The organism is Oerskovia enterophila, assembly GCF_001692445.1.
GTDB classification, from domain to species: Bacteria; Actinomycetota; Actinomycetes; order Actinomycetales; family Cellulomonadaceae; genus Oerskovia; species Oerskovia enterophila.
The window spans coordinates 84,541-104,687 of the sequence record NZ_MAQA01000001.1 but is presented as its reverse complement, the minus strand read 5'-3'; the positions used below and the strand labels follow the sequence as shown (position 1 = coordinate 104,687).

Here is a 20,147-nt window from a genome sequence, read left to right as displayed (position 1 = left end):
TCAGGCGTCAGCGGACGGTCAGGACGTCGGCCACGAAGCCTCGATCGCGTCGAGCACCGCGGTGTCCGACTTGTCGCTCGCGATCCACTCGGTCATCTCGGTCCAGAACGACCCTGCTCCCACGGCGGCGGGCATCATGTCCGAGCCGTCGAAGCGGAACACGTAGCTGTCGTCGGTCAGCAGACCGTACGAGAGCTGGTCGATCGGGGACTGCAGGAGGCTCTTGTCGAGCTCCTTGTTGGCGCTGATCCAGCCCTGCGGGGTCGCGGTCGCCTTGGCGTTCGACCACTCGGGGCTCGTGAGGAACGCCTGGAAGGCCTGGACCTCGGGACGGTCCGCGAACGAGACGACGAACTCGCCGCCGCCCAGGACCGGCTTGGCCTCGGTGTCGTTGCCCGGGAAGTAGAACGCGAAGACGTCGCCGTCCTCGGCCACCGTGGTGCCCTCGGGCCAGTTGGCCTGGTAGAACGACGCCTGGCGGTGCATGTAGCAGAGGCCGTCGAGGATGGGCAGGCCGCCCTCGGTGAACTCGGTCGTCGCGATCGACGAGACGTCGCCGATGCCGCCGTTGACGTAGTCGTCGTTCTTGAGCACCGTGCCGACCGTGGCCAGGGCGTCGGCGATCTGCGGGTCGTTGAACGGGATCTCGTGGTTGACCCACTGGTCGTAGACCTCGGGTCCGGCCGTGCGGAGGACGACGTCCTCCATCCAGTCGGTCGCGGGCCAGCCCGTGGCCTCGCCCGAGCCGATGCCGGCGCACCAGGGCTTGATCTCGCCGTCCGGGTTGTCCTCGACGATCTGGTCGGAGAGCGCGATCAGCTCGTCCCAGGTGGTGGGGATCTCGTAGCCGGCGTCCTCGAACATGGCCGGTGAGTACCAGACGAAGGACTTCACGTTGGCGCCGAGCGGGGTCGCGTAGAGCGTCCCGTCGACCGTGCCGTAGTCGCGCCACGACTCGGTGTAGAACTCGTCGACGTTGGCCGACGCGGCGTCCCCGACGGGGAGGATCGCGTCCGGGTAGTCCTGCACGAGGCTCTTGAGGAAGCCCGGCTGGGGGATGTAGGCGATGTCCGGCGCGCTGCCGGACTGGATGCGGATGGGCAGCTGCGCCTCGAACTCCTTGGAGCCCTCGTACTTGATGGTGGCGCCCGTGCAGTCCTCGAACGGCTTGTAGGACTCCTGCTGCTGCTCGGCCTCGGTGTCGACGATCGTCGTGTAGACCGAGACCGTCTTGCCCGAGAGGTCGCCGTACTCCTCGTAGGCGGAACAGTCCGCGGTCGCGGCCTCGGTGTCTCCGGCGTCGCCTCCGTCGCCGCTGCCGCTGCACGCGGTGAGCACGATGGCGAGGCTCGCGCCACCGGCGACGGCCGCGAGCGCGCGGCGCTTGATGGACAGGGTGCTTCTTGCCATGACATTTCCTCCACAACGTTGTGGTGCTGACATCGCGGTCGGCCCGCAGGTGTCGCAGTCACGTCGGCCACGACGCGACTGCCCCACTGCTCATGCAAGCGTTTACATCTCGGTTGCGCAAGCACAAGCAGGGGTCACTTCAGTAACGATTCCGTTACTCATGAGGCCTCGCAACCGCCCAGGGTGGTCACGCTCCCACATCTGTGACCTGCGAAAGCCCGGAACGCCGCGGAAACGGGGTCAGCGAGGACGTGCGGTCGAGGTCCGTCGGACCAGGCGCGTCGGGTACGTCAGGCTCTCGGGGACGGGCGCGCCGTTGATCATCTCCATGAGCAGCATCGAGGCGTCCGCACCCTGCTGGTAGGCGTCCTGCCCGATCGTCGTGAGCCCCACCAGCTCGCCCAGGTCGTGCCCGTCGACCCCGATGACCGACAGGTCCCCGGGCACGTCCAGCCCCAGGTCACGGGCCGCGAGGATCGCTCCCATCGCCATCTCGTCCGAGGCCGCGAAGATCGCCGTGACGTCGGGCCTGCGGCGCAGCAGGTCCCTGGTCGACGACCGGCCGCCCTCGACGTCGAACCCCCCGTTGGCCACGAGCCCGGCCGAGACCTCCAGGCCCGCGGCGACCAGCGCGCGCTCGTAGCCCGTCGAGCGCTCGACGGGTGGCGACCACGACGAGACCAGGTCAGGCATGCCCGTGACGTGCCCGATCACGCGGTGGCCCAGGTCGATCAGGTGCCACGTCGCGAGGGAGCCCGTGCGGACGTCGTCGAGGCGGACCGTGACCTGGTCCGCAGGGCCCGAGCCCACGAACGCGAGCGGGGTGCCCAGGTCGACGAGCGAGCGGACCTCGTCGTCGTCGAGCGGGAGCCCCACCACCAGGGTCCCGTCGACGCGCCGCCGCAGCACCGTGGGGTCGACCTTGCGCCGCGGCCGGTCCTCCCCCACCTCGAACGTGTAGAGCAGCACGTCGTAGCCCACCGAGCGCAGCGCCCGCTCGGCGCCCTCGATCACGTTGGCGAAGAACCAGCGGCTGACCCACGGGGTGATCACGCCGATCGTGCGGGTCCTGCCCGTCGCGAGCGAGGCCGCAGACGGCGACGGGACGTACCCCAGCTCCTCGGCCACGGCCCGGACCCGTGCGCGTGTCGCCGCCGAGACGTTCGGGAGTCCGCGCAGGGCTCGCGAGACCGTCGCCGTCGAGACCCCGGCCGCCTGCGCTACCTCGTCGATTCCTGCCACGAGGAGCGATTCTCCCCCTCACGGGAGTCAGAAGCGATTCGCGCCCGGCAAGCGCGCACCGGGCGCGCGTCGTCCGCCGGCACCGGACCGAGGCGCACCCCACCCCACGACCACCCCGCGACAGCACGCCGCCGTCACCCGGGAGTTGCACCCCGCCTGCCCTCCCGTGACACCCTGGGAGCAGGTCGGAGAGCCCCGTGGAACCCCGCGGTGGACCCGGCACACCCGAGCACGCACCGAGAGGAACACCATGATCGAGCTGAGGACCCCCCGCGAGATCGAGCAGATGCGCCCGGCCGGCCGCTTCGTCGCGGACGTCCTCACGCAGGTCAGCGCCGCCGCGAAGGTCGGCGTCAACCTGCTCGAGCTCGACGCCCTGGCCCACCGGATGATCAAGGAGCGGGGCGCCGAGTCCTGCTACATCGACTACCACCCCTCGTTCGGGGCGAGCCCGTTCGGCAAGGTCATCTGCACCTCGGTCAACGACGCCGTCCTGCACGGCCTGCCGTTCGACTACCGCCTCCAGGACGGCGACCTGCTGAGCCTCGACTTCGCGGCCTCGGTCGACGGCTGGGTCTCCGACAGCGCGGTGTCGTTCGTCGTCGGGAACCCGCGCGGGGGCGACCGCGGCGCCGCGGACCAGAAGCTCATCGAGGCGACGCAGGACGCGCTCGCCGCGGGCATCGCGGCCGCGCAGCCGGGCAACAAGATCGGTGACATCTCGGCGGCGATCGCGGCCGTCGGGCACGGGGCCGGCTACCGCATCAACACCGACTTCGGCGGGCACGGCGTGGGCCGCACCATGCACGGCGACCCCCACGTGCCCAACGACGGCCGCAAGGGGCGCGGCTTCCCGCTCAAGCCGGGCCTCGTGATCGCGATCGAGCCGTGGTTCCTCGAGACGACCGACGAGATCTTCACCGACCCCGACGGCTGGACGCTGCGCAGCGCCGACGGCTCGCGCGGCGCGCACTCGGAGCACACGGTCGCGATCACCGAGGACGGGCCGCTCGTCCTGACGGCGCGCGACTGACGTCCGGTCGCTCGCTCGCGAGGTAGAGGGCCCGCGTCGAGGGAGAGGGTTCGGACCCTCTCCCTCGACGGTCCCCCTCTACCCCGGGGCCGAGGGAGATCGCCTCACCCCACGGGCGCCGACGCCTCGAGCAGCTTCATGAACTCGCGCATCCACGCCGGGTGGTCGGGCCAGGCTCGCCCCGTGACGAGGTTGCCGTCGACGACGCCCGCCCCGTCCTCGAAGATCCCTCCGCCCGCCTCGACGTCGAGCCGCAGCTCCGGGTAGGCCGACGACGTCCTTCCCTCGAGCACGCCCGCCGCCGCGAGCAGCATGGGCCCGTGACAGATCGCCGCGACCGGCGCACCAGCGGCGAAGAAGTGCTGGACGATCCGCTGCGCGTCGGGGTCGTTCCTGATGTACTCGGGCGCACGACCGCCCGGCACCACGAGCGCCACGTAGTCCGAGGGGTCGACGTCGGCGAACGCGACGTCGGCCGCGAGCGTGTGGCCGAGCTTCTCGGTGTACGTGTCGAACCCGTCGACGAAGTCGTGCACGACGAGCTGGACCTTGCGCTTCGAGGGCGCCGCGACGTCGACCTCGTAGCCCGCCTCCAGCAGCCGCTGGTAGGGGTAGAAGACCTCGAGGGTCTCGCCGCCGTCACCGGTCAGGAGGATCACCTTGGGAGCCATGCCGCACCTCCGTGCATGTCGTCGCGCTGCGCCGCGCGAGAGCGTCCGGGCGGCGTCGGTGCCGCCGGTCCACCCAGCGTGCGCCGCGGCGTCGACGCGGGCAAGGGCGGTTCGCACCAGGTGAGAAACGCCTGCCCGACGGCGTCGCGCACCACCCGACGAGGCGTCGCTATGCTCGCCCCATGACCGCAACGTCGCGGCGAGCCGGTCCTGCGAGGCCCACGCCGTTCTACCTCGCCGCGCGACCGGTGACGGGCCTCTTGTAGAACGTCGCCGAGTCCTCGTACCCGAGCGCGTCGTAGAACGCGCCCGAGCGCCTGCTTGCGAGCGAGACGTACGCGGCTCCGGAGTCCTCAGCCCAGGATTCCGCCGCTGTCATGAGCTGACGCCCTACGCCCTGCCCTCGCGCCGCTGCGTCGACCATGACTTCCTCGACCCAGACCACGAGGCCGTTCGCGAGGAACGTCAGATGCCGGTGCGCCACCAGGTATCCGACGGCCTCGCTCTCCCGGTCGGCGACCAGCAACAGCGCCTCTGGGGTCGTCAGGAGTGCCCGGAAGGTCTCCTCGAAGGTCTCGCGTACCGGGCGGAAAGATGTCGCGAAGTCGCGGGCGAGGGGCCAGAGAGCCTCGAGGTCGGCGACCGCTGCCCGTCGGATCGCGGGCTTCGCAGACGGGGCGAGGACGGCTGAGATCGGCCGGGGAGCATCGGCCGAGGTGATGTTCACGCGCCGAGCGTAGCGGGCACGTCGGCCACCCCACGCCGCGAGGTAGAGGGTTCGGGCCGAGACAGAGGCCTCTGGCCCTCTACCTCGACGCCAGGCCTCTACCTCGCGAACAGCCCGCGAGCCCTCAGACCAGGCTCCGCAGCACGGCGACCGCGCCGGCCTCGTCGATGCTGCCCGTGACCTCGTCGGCCGCGTCCTTGACCTCGGGCTCGGCGTGGCCCATGGCCACCCCGCGACCGGCCCAGCGCAGCATGTCGATGTCGTTGCTGCCGTCGCCCACGGCCACGGTCGCTCCCGGCGCCACGCCCAGCAGGCCGCGCACGCGCTCGAGCGCGCTCGCCTTGGTCACGCCCAGCGGCGCGATGTCCATCCACGCCGTCCAGCCGACCGCGTACGTCACGTCGCTCAGCCCGAGCGAGCGTGCGAGCTCGCTGAAGGCCTCGCTCGTGGACCCGGGGCTGCGCACGACGACACGCGTGACCTCGCCCGACCACAGCTCCTCGAAGTCGACCACGTCGTGCACGCCGTCGAGCTCGCCGTGCGGGAAGAGGTCGTTCATGCGGAAGCCGACGCCCACGTCCTCGACCGCGAAGAGTGCGTCGGGGAGCTGGTCGCGCAGCAGCCGCAGCGCGTTCTCCGGGTTGAACGTGATCATCTCGTCGACCACGTAGCCCGTGGGCGAGGCGTCGTCGAAACGAGCCGTCACGGCACCGTTCGAGCACACCATGTACCCCTCGGCGAGGCCGAGGCGTTCGGCGATGGGCAGCACCGCGATGAGCGAGCGGCCCGACGACAGCATCACGTGGTGCCCCGCCGCGCGCACCGCCGCGACGGCCTCGACGACGCCGTCGCTCAGGACGTCGTCGTGGCTCAGGATCGTCCCGTCGATGTCGAGCGCGACGAGCAGCGGGCCCTCCCCCGGGCGGGCCGGGTGCGCGGGAGACGCGGCAGCGGCCTCCCCGGCAGCAGGATCCGTGCCCGACGGCGCCACCTCGCCCGGGGACGTCGACGCACCTGAGGGCGCGGCGTCGTCGGGCCGGGTGGTGGTCCTGACGTCGAACCCGTCCTGAGGACCCGTCACTTCGTGACCTTCGACGAGCCCTTCGACGATCCCGCCGACGGCGGGACCGGCTCGAGGACCTCGAGCCCGCCCAGGTAGGGACGCAGGCCCTCCGGGACGCGGACCGAGCCGTCGGGCTGCTGGTGGTTCTCGAGGATCGCGACGATCCAGCGCGTCGTGCCCAGGGTGCCGTTGAGCGTGGCGACCGTGCGGGTCTCCGCCTTGCCGTCGATCTCGACGCGCTCGCGCACGCCCAGGCGGCGGGCCTGGAACGTGGTGCAGTTCGAGGTCGAGGTGAGCTCGAGGTAGCGCTCCTGTGTGGGCAGCCAGGCCTCGCAGTCGAACTTGCGGGCCGCGCTCGACCCCAGGTCGCCCGCGGCCGTGTCGATCACGCGGTACGGCAGCTCGCACTTGCGCAGCATGGCCTCCTCCCAGCCCAGGAGGCGCTGGTGCTCGGCCTCGGCGTCGGCCGGGTCGATGTAGCTGAACATCTCGACCTTGTGGAACTGGTGCACCCGGATGATGCCGCGCGTGTCCTTGCCGTACGAGCCGGCCTCGCGGCGGTAGCACGCGCTCCAGCCCGCGTAGCGCTTGGGGCCCTCCGACAGGTCGAGGATCTCGCCCGAGTGGTAGCCCGCGAGCGCGACCTCGCTCGTGCCAACCAGGTACAGGTCGTCGGCCTCGAGGCGGTAGATCTCGTCCGCGTGGGCGCCCAGGAAGCCCGTGCCCTGCATGATCTCGGGGCGCACGAGCGTGGGCGTGATGACGGGCGTGAAGCCCTCCTGGATCGCCTGGTCCATCGCGGCGTTGAGCAGCGCGAGCTCGAGGCGCGCCCCGATGCCCGTGAGGTAGTAGAACCGCGCCCCCGACACCTTGGCGCCGCGCTCGGTGTCGATCGCGCGCAGGCCCTCGCCCAGCTCGAGGTGGTCGCGGGGCGTGAAGCCCTCGGCCGCGAAGTCACGGATGGTGCCCTCCTCGCGGAGCACGACGTAGTCGTCCTCGCCGCCCGGAGGGGCACCCTCGATCACGTTCGAGATCTTGTAGAGGACGTCCTTGAGCTGCGCCTCGGCGTCGTCGGCGTCCTTCTGCCGGGCCTTGACGCCCTCGGCGAGCTGCTTGGTGTGCGCGAGCAGGGCGGTCTTCTCCTCGCCCTGCGCCTGGGCGACCTTCTTGCCCAGGGACTTCTGCTCGGCACGCATCTGCTCGAAGTCCGTCAGCGCGCTGCGACGGCGGGAGTCGGCGTCGAGCGCCTGGTCCACGAGGGCGGGGTCGTCGCCGCGAGCCACCTGGCTGGCGCGGACGACGTCGGGGTTGTCGCGCAGAAGTCGAAGATCGATCACCACTAGAGGGTATCCAACGTGCGGGAGGGCGCGGCACGGGGCCCGCCGAGGGTGACCACCCGGGACGCTGACGGTGACGGGCTCGGATGCCGAGGGCGACCTCCGCGGACGCCGACGGTGACCGCCAGAGACGCCGAGGGTGACCGTCACCCTCGGCGGACAAGAGCGTCACCTTCGGCGGACAAGAGCGTCACCCCCGGCGAGCCAGACCGTCACCCCCGGCGAGCCAGACCGTCACCCCCGGCGGACAAGCCCGTCACCCCCGGCGACCCAGCGGGATCACCAGCGGCGTGCCCGTGACCGGGTCGTCGACGATCGTGCACCGCAGCCCGAACACCTCCTCGACCAGCTCGGCCGTCACGATCTCCCCCGGCGCCCCCTGCGCGACCACGGCCCCGTCCTTCATCGCGACCAGGTGCGTCGCGTAGCGGCACGCGTGGTTGAGGTCGTGCAGCACCGCGACGAGCGTGCGCCCCTCGCGGTTGAGGTCGCCGAACAGCTCGAGCAGCTCGATCTGGTGCGCGATGTCGAGGAACGTCGTGGGCTCGTCGAGCAGCAGCAGCTCGGTCTCCTGCGCGAGCACCATGGACACCCACACGCGCTGGCGCTGCCCGCCCGACAGCTCGTCGACGGGCCGCGCCGACAGCGGCGTGACCTGCGTGGCCGCGAGCGCCCGAACCACGGCGTCCTCGTCGTCGCGCGACCACTGCCGCAGGAGCTTCTGGTGCGGGTAGCGGCCGCGCGCGACGAGGTCCGCGACCGTGATGCCGTCGGGCGCGATCGACGTCTGGGGCAGGAGCCCGAGCCGGCGCGCGACCTCCTTGGCCTTGTAGGACGTGATGGTCTTGCCGTCGAGCACGACCTGCCCGGCGCTCGGGGTGAGCAGCCGCGACAGCGCGCGCAGCAGGGTCGACTTGCCGCACGCGTTGGGTCCCACGATCACGGTGAACGACCGGTCGGGGATCGCGACGTCGAGCCCCTGGGACACGATGCGCTCGTGGTACCCGATGCTGAGGCCTTCGGCGCGCAGCCGGGGCTCGCCGGGGGCCACGAGCGCGGCCTGGGGAGGAGCGACCTGCCCGACGGCGGGGCTCGCGGCGGGTGCGTCGGCCTCGGCCGAGGTCGTGGTCACCGGGTGCGTCGGGGGTGCGTCGGCGGCCGGCACGGCAGGCACGGCCGGGGCCGTGCGGGTCGCGGGCCGGCGGGTCGCGGGTCGGGTCCAGGTGCTCACTGCCGCCTCGCCTCCCGGGCGAGCAGCCACACGAGGTAGCAGCCGCCGATGCTCACGGTCACGACGCCCACGGGCAGCTGGGTGGGCGCGAACGCCCGCTGTGCGACCAGGTCGCTCGCGGCGAGCAGCGCGGCCCCCATGGCGGCCGAGGACGCGAGGCCGACGGTCGCGCCGCGCGTGAGGCGGCGGGCGAGCTGGGGGGCCGCGAGCGAGATGAACGCGATGGGTCCGGCCGCGGCCGTGACGAGCGCGGTCAGGGCGACGCCCACGACGACGAGCGAGAGCCGCGTGCGCTCGGAGCGGACCCCGAGGGCCTGCGCGGCGTCGTCGCCCATCTCGAGGACGTTCATGCGTCGCCCCAGGAGGAACAGCGGCGGCACGAGGACCGCGAGGATCAGCACGACCGGCAGGACCTGGGTCCACGACAGCCCGTTGAGGCTGCCCGCTCCCCAGGTCGCGGCGGCCATGGCGCGCGAGAGCTCTGCCTTGAGGATGAGCCACGTGTTGACCGACGCGAGCATCGCGCTGATCGCGATGCCCACGATGATGAGCCGGAAGCCCTGGACGCCGTTCTTGTACGCGAGCAGGTAGACGATGCCCGCGGTCGCGAGCCCGCCGATCATGGCCCCGGCCGCGACCGCGCCGTACGAGCCCCCCAGGACCAGGATCACGACGAGCGCGCCGGTGTAGGCGCCCGTGTTGAACCCGATGATGTCGGGGCTGCCGAGGGGGTTGCGGGTCAGCGACTGGAAGATCGCGCCGCTCATCCCCAGGGCCCCGCCCAGCAGGATCGCGAGCAGGACGCGCGGCAGGCGCCACTCGACCACGACCATGCGGACCACGTCGGAGGCCTCGCCCGTCAGGGCGCGCAGGACGTCGGGCACGGGCACCGCGTAGTCGCCCACGCCGAGCGCGACGACGCCCACGGCCGCGGCGAGCAGCACGAGCACGAGGGTCACGACGGCGGCCCGCACGTCGAGGCGTGCGGAGAACCCTCCGCGTCGCGAGCGCAGGACGCGTGTGGGCCTGCCGAAGTCGAGGCGCGCGCCGGCCGGCGGGTCGCCCGCAGGTGCCGAGGAGGCGTCCGGGACGTCGGGCCCCCCGGGGACCGGGGTCTGCACCGGAGCCGTCACAGCCCGCTCACCTGCCTGCGTCGCACGAGCCAGATGAGGACGGGGGCGCCGATGAACGCCGTGACGATGCCGACCTGCAGCTCGGCGGGCCGCAGGACCAGGCGCGCTGCGACGTCGGACACCAGGAGCAGGACGGGCGACAGGACGAGCGTGTAGGACAGGATCCACCGCTGGTCCAGGCCCACGATCCAGCGCGCGACGTGCGGGACCATGAGCCCCACGAACCCGATGGGGCCCGCGGCGGCCGTCGCGGCCCCGCACAGGAGCGTCACGGCGATCACGACGATCGTGCGGGTCCGGTTGATGTGGGCGCCGAGGGACCGGGCCAGGTCGTCGCCCAGCGCGACCGCGTTGAGCGGGCGCACCGCGACGACCGCGAGCACGACCCCCACGAGGATGAACGGCGTGACCGTCCCGACCATCTCCCACGAGCGGTTGCTGAGCGTGCCCGCCCCCCAGTAGCGCATCTTGTCGAAGACCTGCGGGTTGAGCAGCGTGATCCCCGACGAGATCCCGCCCAGCACCGCGCCGATCGAGATCCCGGCGAGCGTGAGCCGGACGGGCGTCGCGCCCCCGCGCCCGAGCGAGCCGATGAGGTACACGACGACCGTCGTGACGATCGCGCCGAGGAACGCGAACCAGATGTACTGCTGGATGTTGACGACGCCGAACGTCGCGACCCCGAGCACCACGGCGAAGCCCGCGCCCGCGTTGACGCCCAGGATGCCGGGGTCGGCGAGCGGGTTGCGCGTCAGGGCCTGGATCAGCGCACCCGAGAGCCCGAGCGCGACGCCGACCAGCAGGCCGAGGGCCGTGCGGGGCAGGCGCAGGTCGCGCAGGATGACCACGTCGTTCGGGTCCGCGCCGGGCGCACCGACCAGCGCGGACCACACCGAGGGCAGCGGGATCGTCTTGGAGCCCACCGCGAGGCTCACGAAGAGCATCAGGACCAGGACCCCGACGGCGACGAGCAGCCACGCGGTCCGCGACGCGTTGGTCGCGGCGAGGCCGGGCGCCCTGTCGGCGGCCGGGGTGGGGGCTGCCGACGAGGCCGGCGGGGCGCCGGCCCCTGCGGGGGCCCGTTCGGTCGTCGTCATCTCACAGCCCCAACGACTCGAGCTTGTCGAAGTACGCGTCGGTGATCTCTTCCTCGTCACGCTCCTCGTCGGCCCACAGGGAGTCGATCCACGCCTTGACGCTCGGGTCGAGGTTCTCCCAGCGCTCCTCCCACTCCTCGGCCGCAGCGGTCCAGTACCCGATGGTCTTGTAGGCCGTGACGGGCAGCCCGCGCTCGTGGCGCAGGTACTTGCGGACGGCGCGCAGCACCTTGGTCTCGCCCGCGAACCAGACGTATCCGACGCCGTCGGGCAGGTCGATGCTCCGCAGGATCTCCTCGAGCCGGCACGGGCCGTGGCCGTTGCCGCCGTAGACCCACGCGATGTCGACGTCGGGGTTCACGGGGAAGGACTGGCGGTGGCCCGCGTCGGGGACCTCGACGACGACGCGGGTGCGCACGCCCGCCGGGGCCTGCTCGATCAGCCGGCCGACCGCGGGCAGACCGGTCGCGTCCGCGAGGAGGATCTGCCAGGCGAGGTCCGCGGGCGGGTCGTACAGCCCGCGGGGGGAGTTCAGCCCGACGACGTCGCCCGGCTTCGCCTGCTGGGCCCAGGTCGCGGCGACTCCCCCGTCGTGCACGACGAAGTCGATCACGACCAGGCCCGGCGCGGGCACCGCGCGGACCGTGTAGGTCCGCATGGGTGACGCCTGGACGCCCTCGGGGTAGTCCCACGAGTCCTCGGTCGCGAACGGCAGGACGGGTTCGGTCTCGCCCGGCGTGGGCAGGAAGACGCGCAGGTACTCGTCGCCCACGCCCGTCGACTCGAAGTCCGCGAGCCCCTCGCCGCCCAGCGTGACCCGGATCATGCCCGGGGTCAGGCGCTCGACCGCCACGACCTCGGCCCGGTGGATGCGCATCACGGCAGCAGCGCCTTCTCGACGACCTCGAGGAACGCGTACTGGCCGCTGGGCGACCCGTAGACCATCTCGAGGTCGTGGACCGCGACGTTCTGGTTCGTGACGAACGGCAGCGCGGCCCACAGGCCGTTGCCCGCGAGCTCGGCGAACGGGTCGTCGAGCTCGCCCGTCTTCTCGTCGGGCGCGGTCGAGGTGAAGGCCCAGTCGATGCCCGCGAGCTGCTCGAGCTGCTCGGTGCCGAGCGTCGTGCCCTCCTCGGGCTCGACGAGCGGCGAGATCTTCAGGCCCAGGTCCTTGAAGACCAGGCAGGGCGTGCCGTAGCAGGACACGATGATCTCCCCGTCGCCGTAGCCCACGGGGGCGACGACCGGGTCGATGCCGGCCTCGGCGAGGCGGGCCTTCACGTCGTCGACCTTGGCCTGGTACCTCGCGGTCCAGGCGTCGTGCTCCTCGACCCTGTCGAACGCCTCCGCGACCTCTGCGAAGCTCTCGCGCCAGTCGCGGCCGTCGAACCCGTTGAAGCTGTAGGTCGGGGCGATGTCGGGGAGCTTGGTCACGAGCTCGTCGTCGTAGCCCAGCCCGTTGAGGATCACGTCCGGCTGGGCCGCGAGGATCTCCTCGTAGTTGTACTCGGGGAAGTTCTCGAACGACTTGATGCCCGCGAGCGCGTCCTGGTCGAAGAACGACGGGAAGGTCGTGTACCCCTGCGAGCGGATGGGCTGCGACCCCGCGAGCGGGATGCCCAGGGTGATGAGCATGTCGAGGTCGGTCGTGTACACCCCGAGGGCGGCCTGCGGGTCGGCCGGGATCGTGGTCTCGCCGAACGCGCTCTGGACCGTGCGGGTCCCGGCATCGTTCGTGTCGGCGCCGCTCGTGCCGCCGCTGTCCCCGGTGTCGGTCCCCGACGCGCACGCGCCCAGGAGCAGGGCGAGCGTGGCGGCCGAGGCGGTCGCGAGCAGGGTGGACCGGCGGGTGGTGCGTGTGGTCATGGGACTTCCTGGTTCGGGTGGCCGCGGGGTCGCGGCGAGGACGGAGCTGTCGTGGGAGCCCGCGGTCGCGGGCGTGGAGGGCCGTGGGCGCCGGGCGCCCTCGGCGCGAGGTCAGAGCAGGCGCGCGGCCTCGCGCAGGTCCTCGGCGAAGACCTGGGCCGTCAGGGCGAGCCCGAAGTTGCGGTCGTAGCGGAGCTCGGCCACGCGGCCCGCCTGGACGGCGGGCACGGCGAGCCACGCGGGGTTGGACGCCGCCGGGTCGTCGGGGTTCTGGAGGACGACCAGGTCGGCGTCGTGGAAGAGGTCGAGGTTCTCGAACGAGAACCGCTGGACCGAGCCGTTGGTCTGCCCGGCGGCCGGGAGCACGAGGTCCATGCCGACGTCGCGGGCGATGCCCGAGCAGAAGCTGTCAGGCTCCTGGATCCAGAAGCCCTCCTCGTCGGCACCCGCGACGACGACCTTGCGGCCGGTCACGAGCGGGGCGATCTCGGCCGAGACGTCGGCGACCGTGGCGTCGTAGGCGTCGATCGCCTCGATCGCCTGCTGCTCGCGACCGAACGCGGCGAGCTGGCGGCGCAGCGACGCCTTCCAGTCGGGGTCGTCGTCACCGACGACGAGGACGGGCGCGATGCCCTCGGCCAGCAGCTCGTTCTCCTGGTAGTAGTTCCACCACCCCGCGCCGACCACGAGCATGTCGGGCGAGTGGGACAGGATCGACTCGGCGTTGGGCTCGATGTTGGAACCGCCCAGGCGCTCGACCCCCGCGGGCAGGTGCGCCATGAGGTGGCTCTCGTCGGACCACTCGGTGGCCACGATCGGCAGCCCGGCGAGGAGCGCGAACTCGAGGCCCGCCCGGGCCTCCAGGACCACGACCCGCTCGGGGTGCAGGGGCAGGTCCGTGCGGTAGCCGTCGTGCTCGAACGGCATGGTCTCGCCGCCCGCGGCAGGTGTGCCCACCGCTTGGCCCGACCCGTCGCCGCACGCGGCGAGGAGCCCTGCGACCGTGAGCGCCCCGGCGCCGACGAGGAAGTCACGGCGCGTGATCGCGGCGACGACCCGTTGCCACCGGTCGTCGCCGACCGGGGTGGACGTCGCGTCCACGGGGGTGTCGGGGCGGGCGGTCAGGACGAGGGTCACGAGGTCTCCCGGGCAGACGACGGCGACGCGACGGTCCCCGTCAGAGGCAGTTAGGTATCCCTACCCTAACCACGTCGGAAGCGCGGAAGATGGCCGATCGTCGCTGCCAGAGGCCAGGGGATGTTCCCCATCGGCCTTGACCGACGCGACGTACCAGCCCGGGGTGTGACCGAGGACCCTGCGGAAGGACTGCACGAACGCGCTCGGCGTCCGGTAGCCCACCCGGCGGCTCACGGTCCCGACGGGCATGCCGCCCGCGAGCAGCCCGATCGCGACCCGGACCCGCGCGTGGATGCGCCACTGCGCGAACGTCATGCCCGTCTCGCGATGGAACAGGCGCGAGAAGTTGCGCACGCTCACCGACACCTCGCGCGCCCACGCCTCGAGGGAACGCGTGTCGGCCGGGTCGTCGAGCAGACGTCGGGCGACCGACTCGAGGCGCGCGTCCGAGGGCATGGGCAGCACCATGGGCGTGACGTCCACGGGAGACAGGAGGTCGACCACGACGCGCTCGCTGCGCCGTCGGGCCGCGGGGTCCATGTCGTTCCTGAACAGGTGGACCATGAGCTCGCGCGCCGCCGGAGGGACCGCGACCGCGGTCGTGCGGTGCGCGCGGTCGAGGACCGCGACGAAGGAGCCCTCCGCGGGGGCGGCCGGGCCGGGCGCCCCTGGCCGCGCCGGCCGCACAGGCCGCCCGGCCCGCTCGGCGGGCCGCTCGTGCCGCTCGGCCGCCCCCTCGGTCGACGGCACCGACAGGTCTGCGTCGACGTAGGTGCAGTAGAACCCCGTGCCCCCTGCGGTCTGGACCGCGTGCGCGACGCCCGCCGGGATCCACAGCCCGATCGTCGGAGGGACCGCGAAGAAGCCGTGCTCGGTCTCGACCGTGAGCACGCCCTGCGTGCCCCACAGGAGCTCGTGGAACGCGTGCACGTGCACGGGCCACAGACCCGGCGTGCTGGGCGGGAAGTGGGACGTCGAGACCGACCGGACCTCGCGGGCCGCGGCCACGATCGCAGCATCCTCGGCCTGCTGGGCGGCCGCTGGACAGGCACCTTCGGGCATGTCGATCGGGACGAACGGGACGGAGGGAGGCGCCTGGCCGATGAGCGACATGATCCGGCAGGCTATCCCACATCGGCACAGGAAGGTAAGCATTACCTTAGCAAGCATGCCTCCCCGTCTCCGCCGTCCTGCACGCCCGGACCGGCGACCACGCCCCGCCCGCGGGGACGGCGTCGCCGTGCCGACGACCGTCGGCGAGGTCTTCCGCCTCGTGCTCGCCGGCAACCGGCGCTGGCTCCTGCTGACCGTGGGCGCGGGCGGCTTCATGCTCCACCAGGTCGCCGAGGCGCTCGTGCCCGTGCTGATCGGCGTGGTCGTCGACCGCGCGATCGTGCCGCGCGACGGCGCCGCGCTCGGCCTGTGGCTCGCCGTGCTCGCCGCCGTCTTCGTCGTCCTGACCATGGCGTGGCGGATCGGCATGCGCTCGACCGTGCGCGCCTTCTCGTTCGCGGCGCACGACCTGCGCCAGCTCACGGTCGCGCGCGTGCTGGACCCGCTCGGCATGGCCCGCCGGCGCGCCGCGGGCGAGACCCTGACCATCGCGTCCTCCGACACCAACCGTGTCGCGGGGATCTCGTGGCTCGTCACGGGTCAGCTCGGCGCGCTCGCCGCGATCGGCACGACCGCCGTGAGCCTCCTGCTCGTCTCGGTGCCGCTCGGGATCGCGGTCCTCGTCGCGACCCCCGTGATGCTGCTCGTGATGCACCGGCTCTCGGTGCCGCTCGAGGCCCGCAGCGAGACCGAGCAGGAGGCCGCGGCGCGCGCCGGCGGCCTCGCGACCGACCTCGTCACGGGCCTGCGCGTCCTCAAGGGCCTGGGCGCCGAGGAGGCCGCGGCCGACCGCTACCGGCGCGCGAGCCGCGACTCGCTCGGTGCCGCGCTGCGCGCCGTGCGTTCCCGGGCCGCGTACCAGGCCGTGAGCACCGTGCTCTCGGTCGTCTTCCTCGCGGCGGTCGCGCTCTTCGCCGGCCGCATGGCGCTCGCCGGGCAGATCACCGTGGGCGAGCTCGTGGCCGTCGTCGGCCTCGCGCAGTTCGTCCAGGAACCCATGTCCCGGACGGGCTTCCTGGGCGTCGAGCTCGCGCAGAAGCGCGCCTCCGCGCGCCGCCTGCTGCTCCTGCTCGGCGAGCCGACCGTCCACAGCCCTGTGGACGGGGTGGCCGCAGCGGCCGCCGCACGCGCCGCCACGCGCGGCGAGGGGGCCGCGACCGTGACGATCGCGGGCGCCTTCGGCGGCTCCGTCGTGCCTCGCGTCACGGCCCGGGCGGGCCAGGTCGTGGGCATCGTGGTGCCCGACGGCGGCGACGCGGCCCGGCTCGTCGACGTCCTCGGGTGCCGCGCACCCGCCCCACCCGGAGCCGTCGTCGTGAACGGGACCGACCTCGCCACGCTCGACCCGTCGACCGGGCGTGCGCTCGTGTTCGCGGCCCGGCACGAGGCCTCACTGTTCAGCACGACCGTGCGCGAGAACCTCGCGCCCGACGGACCCCTCGACGAGCGCGCGCTCGACGCCTCGGGGACCGGAGAGGTGCTCGGGCACCTCGCCGAGGGCCTCGACACCCCGCTGGTCGGCCGCGGCCAGCACCTGTCCGGCGGGCAGCGCCAACGGCTCGTCCTGGGCCGAGCGCTGCACCGGCCCGAGCCCGTGCTCGTGCTGCACGACCCCACGACCGCGGTCGACAGCGTGACCGAGGCCCGGATCGCCGCCGCGCTGCGCGGCTTCCCCGAGCGCGCCCTCGTGCTGGTGACCTCGAGCCCGACGCTCCTGGCGGTGTGCGACGAGGTCGTCACGGCGGTCGCCGCCGTCCCGGCCGGGTCCGACCGTGAGCTGGTGGCCTCGTGAGCGGCGACGTCGTGACCGCCGACCCGGCGGGGCCGGCCACGCCGGCTGCTCCCGCCCTCCCGGGCGCCCCTGGCGCTCCGGCTGCCCCCGCCGTCCCCGCGCGGGCCATCCTGCCCGTCGCCACGACGGCTGCGACCAACGCCGCGCTGTGGCGCATGCTCACGAGACGCCGCTGGCTCTTCGCCGCGACCGTCGCGGTGCTGCTGGCGGGCTCGGTCGCGGGACTCGCGACCCCGGCGCTGCTCGGGGTCATGGTCAACGTCGTCGTCGAGGGCGGCCAGACCTCCGAGCTCGTGCGCTTCGGCCTGCTGCTCCTCGGGGCGGGCGTGCTGAGCGCGATCCTCGGCTACCTGGGACAGACCCTGCTCGCCCGGATCTGCGAGGGCGCGCTCGCGGACCTGCGCGAGGACGTCCTCGCGAGCGCGCTCGACCTGCCGCTCGAACAGGTCGAGCAGGCGGGCGTCGGCGACGTCGTCGCGCGCGTCTCGGGGGACGTCGACGCCGTGAGCGAGGCGATCTCGGGCGTCCTGCCCGCTGTCACATCGGCCGTGTTCACGATCGCCCTCACTCTCGTGGGGCTCGGGGCCCTCGACTGGCGCTTCGCGCTCGCCGCGGTCGCGGCGGCTCCCCTGCAGGTCGTGTCGCTGCGCTGGTTCCTGCGCCGCTCGGGTCCCGTCTACCGCGAGGTGCGGGTCGCCGAGGCCCAGCGCACCGAGCAGGTCATCGAGACCGTCGCGGGGGCCACGACCGTCACGACGCTGGGGCACGGCGAGCGGCACGAGGCCCTCGTGGCGCAGTCCTCGATCCGGGCCATCGACCTGTCGCTGACGGGGATCGCGCTGCTGACCCGGTTCTACAACCGGCTCAACATCGCCGAGCTCATCGGGCTCGGGGCCGTCCTCGCGGTCGGGTTCTGGCTCGTCTCGGGCGACGCCGTGACGGTGGGCGCCGCGACGGCCGCGGCACTGTACTTCCACCGGCTGTTCGGGCCGATCGGGATGGTCCTGGGCGAGTTCGACGAGATCCAGAAGGCCGGGGCCGGTCTCGCGCGTCTCGTGGGCGTGACGACGGCGACCGCACGGCCCGCCGAGGGGGACGGGGTTTCCGCCGGAGGTGACCGGGCTCCCGCCGGAGGTGACCGGGCTCCCGCCGAGGGCGACCGTCCCGCGAGCGCCGCCGAGGTCCGGGAGCCGCGCTCCGCCGTCGTGCTCCGGGACGTGAGCTTCGCCTACTCCCCCGGGCGCGAGGTCCTCACGGGCGTGGACCTCGAGGTCGCCGAGGGCGAGCACGTCGCGCTCGTCGGGGCGTCCGGGGCCGGCAAGACGTCGGTCGCGAAGCTCGCGATGGGCATCCACCGCCCGACGCGCGGCGCCGTGCAGGTCCTGGGCGCGGCACCGGGGCGACGCCGTCGGGCCTCCGCCGACGGGCCGCCCGCGCCTCGGCCCGACGCGGCCATGGTGAGCCAGGAGGTCCACGTCTTCAGCGGGACCCTCGCCGAGGACCTGCGGCTCGCCGCGCCCCGCGCGAGCGACGTCGAGCTCCACGCGGCCCTCGACGCGGTCGAGGCGGGCTGGGTCGCCGACCTGCCCGAGGGCCTCGCGACCGCCGTGGGTGCGGGCGGCCTCGACCTGTCGCCGGACCGTGCCCAGCAGCTCGCGCTCGCACGGATCCTGCTCCTGGACCCTGCGGTCGTGGTGCTCGACGAGGCCACGGCCGAGGTCGGGACCGACGGCGCCGCGACGCTCGACCGGGCGGCCCGGGCTGCGCTGTCGGGGCGGACCGCGGTCGTGATCGCGCACCGGCTGAGCCAGGCCGCGGCGGCCGACCGGGTCGTGGTCATGGACGCAGGACGGGTCGTGGAGTCGGGGACGCACGACGAGCTGCGGGCGACCGGCGGCCCGTACGCGCGGCTGTGGGCAGCGTGGGAGCGGGGATCGGTCGGCCGCTGAGCACGACCGGGACCCGCCGTCGGGTTGGTCACCTTCGGCGGGCACGACCGTCTCCCTCGGCACCCCGAGCGCTACCGTGTCCGACATGGGTTGGGAAATGTGGTTGGGAGTCGCGGCGGTCGCCATCTCCGCCGTCGCGCTCACGGTCGCGATGACCGTCTGGTCCCAGCAACGACGCCGACGACGCCTCGACCCGCCCGTGGTCGCCGCCGAGCCGCCCGACGACGCGGGCCAGCTCATCGCGTTCGTCGCCAACCCGTCCAAGCCCGCTGCCGCCAACCTCGAGCGCACGGTCCGCCTGGTGTGCGCCGAGGCCGACCTCCCCGAGCCCCTGTGGTTCGAGACGACGATCGAGGACCCGGGCGTCGGGCAGACCCGCGAGGCCCTCGCGCGCGGCGCCGACATCGTGGTCGCGGTCGGCGGCGACGGGACCGTCCGGGCCGTCGCCGAGGCCATGGTCGGTACGGGCACGCCCATGGGTCTCATCCCCATCGGCACGGGCAACCTGCTCGCCCGCAACCTCGACCTGCCCATCACGGACCCCGAGGAGGCGCTGCGCATCGTCGTCGCGGGCGCGGACCGTGTCATCGACGTCGGCTGGGCGCGCGTCCTGGAGTATGCGGAGCCCGACGACGGCGCGCGCAGCCCCGCGCGGACCGGAGCCACGGGCGCGGACGCCTCAGGTGACGGGGACGGCGGCCCGGCCGCCGGCTCCGAGGCCGACGCCTCCGACCCCTCGGCCGCCTCGGACGAGCAGCCCGAGGGCACGCTCGCGGGCCGGGACACCGAGACCGCGCACATCTTCCTCGTCATCGCGGGGCTCGGCTTCGACGCCGCGATGGTCGCCGACGCCGACGCGACCCTCAAGGCCAAGGTGGGCTGGGTCGCGTACTTCGTCGCGGGGATCCGGCACCTGCACGGCCGCCGCCTGCGCGCCCAGATCCAGCTCGACGACGCACCGCCCGTCCAGGCCAAGCTGCGGACCCTCATGGTCGGCAACTGCGGCAAGCTGCCCGGCGGCATCACGCTGCTGCCCGACGCGGTGCTCGACGACGGCATCCTCGACATCGCCGCGATCGACACCCGGGGCGGGGTCGTGGGCTGGGCCCAGCTCTTCGGCGACGTCGTCATGCAGGGCTTCGGCGTGACCAACGACCTGCCCGCGAAGATCGGCCGGATCGACCACGCGCGGGCCAAGCGCGTCCGCGTCCGGGTCGAGGGCGGCGAGCAGGCGCAGGTCGACGGCGACCTCCTGGGGCGGGCCGTCGAGCTCGAGGCCTGGGTCGAGCCGGGCGGGCTGGTCGTGCGCACGGCCTGACCTGCGGGCATCATTCGACCTGACGCAC

General features: G+C 73.2%; 17 protein-coding genes. 4 read left to right on the top strand and 13 right to left on the bottom strand.

Annotated features, from left to right (window positions below; translation table 11 throughout):
- Positions 1–18: 18 nt before the first annotated feature.
- The gene (locus tag OERS_RS00460; protein WP_068623492.1) at positions 19–1,410 is read right to left on the bottom strand and encodes an ABC transporter substrate-binding protein; all 1,392 of its coding nucleotides are present in this window, start codon (positions 1,408–1,410) and stop codon (positions 19–21) included.
- Between the two features lie 240 nt (positions 1,411–1,650).
- Complete coding sequence (locus tag OERS_RS00455; protein ID WP_068623487.1) at positions 1,651–2,652, bottom strand: LacI family DNA-binding transcriptional regulator; 1,002 nt, start codon at positions 2,650–2,652, stop codon at positions 1,651–1,653.
- A gap of 250 nt (positions 2,653–2,902) precedes the next feature.
- Between OERS_RS00455 and map the strand changes: the two genes are divergently transcribed.
- On the top strand, positions 2,903–3,685 hold the full coding sequence (map, locus tag OERS_RS00450; RefSeq protein ID WP_068623485.1) for a type I methionyl aminopeptidase: 783 nt from the start codon (positions 2,903–2,905) through the stop codon (positions 3,683–3,685).
- A gap of 104 nt (positions 3,686–3,789) precedes the next feature.
- Here the strand turns inward: map and OERS_RS00445 are convergent, their stop codons facing one another.
- The 11 genes from OERS_RS00445 to OERS_RS21870 form a co-directional block, all read right to left on the bottom strand.
- Entirely contained in the window at positions 3,790–4,356 is a 567-nt protein-coding gene (locus OERS_RS00445) for a DJ-1/PfpI family protein (protein WP_068623483.1), read from the bottom strand.
- 229 nt (positions 4,357–4,585) lie between these two features.
- Positions 4,586–5,083: a GNAT family N-acetyltransferase gene (locus OERS_RS00440; RefSeq protein ID WP_231907867.1), complete on the bottom strand. Its 498-nt coding sequence runs from the start codon at positions 5,081–5,083 to the stop codon at positions 4,586–4,588.
- Positions 5,084–5,207: 124 nt separating this feature from the next.
- Positions 5,208–5,990, bottom strand: coding sequence for an HAD family hydrolase (locus OERS_RS00435; RefSeq protein WP_068623638.1), 783 nt, complete (start codon positions 5,988–5,990; stop codon positions 5,208–5,210).
- Between the two features lie 170 nt (positions 5,991–6,160).
- Positions 6,161–7,483 carry a serine--tRNA ligase gene (gene serS / locus OERS_RS00430; protein ID WP_068623636.1) on the bottom strand — a complete coding sequence of 441 codons (1,323 nt, stop codon included), beginning with the start codon at positions 7,481–7,483 and terminating at the stop codon, positions 6,161–6,163.
- A gap of 256 nt (positions 7,484–7,739) precedes the next feature.
- Positions 7,740–8,534 carry an ABC transporter ATP-binding protein gene (locus OERS_RS00425; RefSeq protein WP_068623634.1) on the bottom strand — a complete coding sequence of 265 codons (795 nt, stop codon included), beginning with the start codon at positions 8,532–8,534 and terminating at the stop codon, positions 7,740–7,742.
- 176 nt (positions 8,535–8,710) lie between these two features.
- Positions 8,711–9,727 carry a FecCD family ABC transporter permease gene (locus OERS_RS00420; RefSeq protein WP_056653525.1) on the bottom strand — a complete coding sequence of 339 codons (1,017 nt, stop codon included), beginning with the start codon at positions 9,725–9,727 and terminating at the stop codon, positions 8,711–8,713.
- A gap of 116 nt (positions 9,728–9,843) precedes the next feature.
- A complete protein-coding gene (locus OERS_RS21690; RefSeq protein ID WP_068623481.1) occupies positions 9,844–10,944 on the bottom strand; it encodes an iron chelate uptake ABC transporter family permease subunit in 1,101 nt (366 codons plus the stop codon).
- Between the two features lies 1 nt (position 10,945).
- Positions 10,946–11,821, bottom strand: a complete 876-nt coding sequence (locus OERS_RS00410; protein ID WP_068623478.1) for a siderophore-interacting protein — start codon at positions 11,819–11,821, stop codon at positions 10,946–10,948.
- Positions 11,821–12,810, bottom strand: coding sequence for an ABC transporter substrate-binding protein (locus OERS_RS00405; RefSeq protein WP_068623477.1), 990 nt, complete (start codon positions 12,808–12,810; stop codon positions 11,821–11,823). The genes OERS_RS00410 and OERS_RS00405 overlap by 1 nt, the downstream gene beginning before the upstream one ends.
- A gap of 111 nt (positions 12,811–12,921) precedes the next feature.
- Positions 12,922–13,947, bottom strand: a complete 1,026-nt coding sequence (locus OERS_RS00400; RefSeq protein ID WP_068623476.1) for an ABC transporter substrate-binding protein — start codon at positions 13,945–13,947, stop codon at positions 12,922–12,924.
- 60 nt (positions 13,948–14,007) lie between these two features.
- Complete coding sequence (locus OERS_RS21870) at positions 14,008–15,060, bottom strand: helix-turn-helix domain-containing protein (protein ID WP_248948249.1); 1,053 nt, start codon at positions 15,058–15,060, stop codon at positions 14,008–14,010.
- A 55-nt stretch (positions 15,061–15,115) separates the two neighbouring features.
- Here OERS_RS21870 and OERS_RS00390 point away from each other — a divergent pair, with 55 nt between their 5' ends.
- From OERS_RS00390 to OERS_RS00380, 3 genes are all read left to right on the top strand, one after another.
- Positions 15,116–16,852, top strand: coding sequence for an ABC transporter transmembrane domain-containing protein (locus OERS_RS00390; RefSeq protein ID WP_083201107.1), 1,737 nt, complete (start codon positions 15,116–15,118; stop codon positions 16,850–16,852).
- Complete coding sequence (locus OERS_RS00385) at positions 16,849–18,801, top strand: ABC transporter ATP-binding protein (protein WP_248948247.1); 1,953 nt, start codon at positions 16,849–16,851, stop codon at positions 18,799–18,801. The genes OERS_RS00390 and OERS_RS00385 overlap by 4 nt, the downstream gene beginning before the upstream one ends.
- An 85-nt stretch (positions 18,802–18,886) precedes the next feature.
- Positions 18,887–20,119 (top strand): diacylglycerol/lipid kinase family protein, encoded by a 1,233-nt coding sequence (locus tag OERS_RS00380; protein ID WP_068623629.1) that lies wholly within the window; start codon positions 18,887–18,889, stop codon positions 20,117–20,119.
- Positions 20,120–20,147 lie beyond the last annotated feature (28 nt).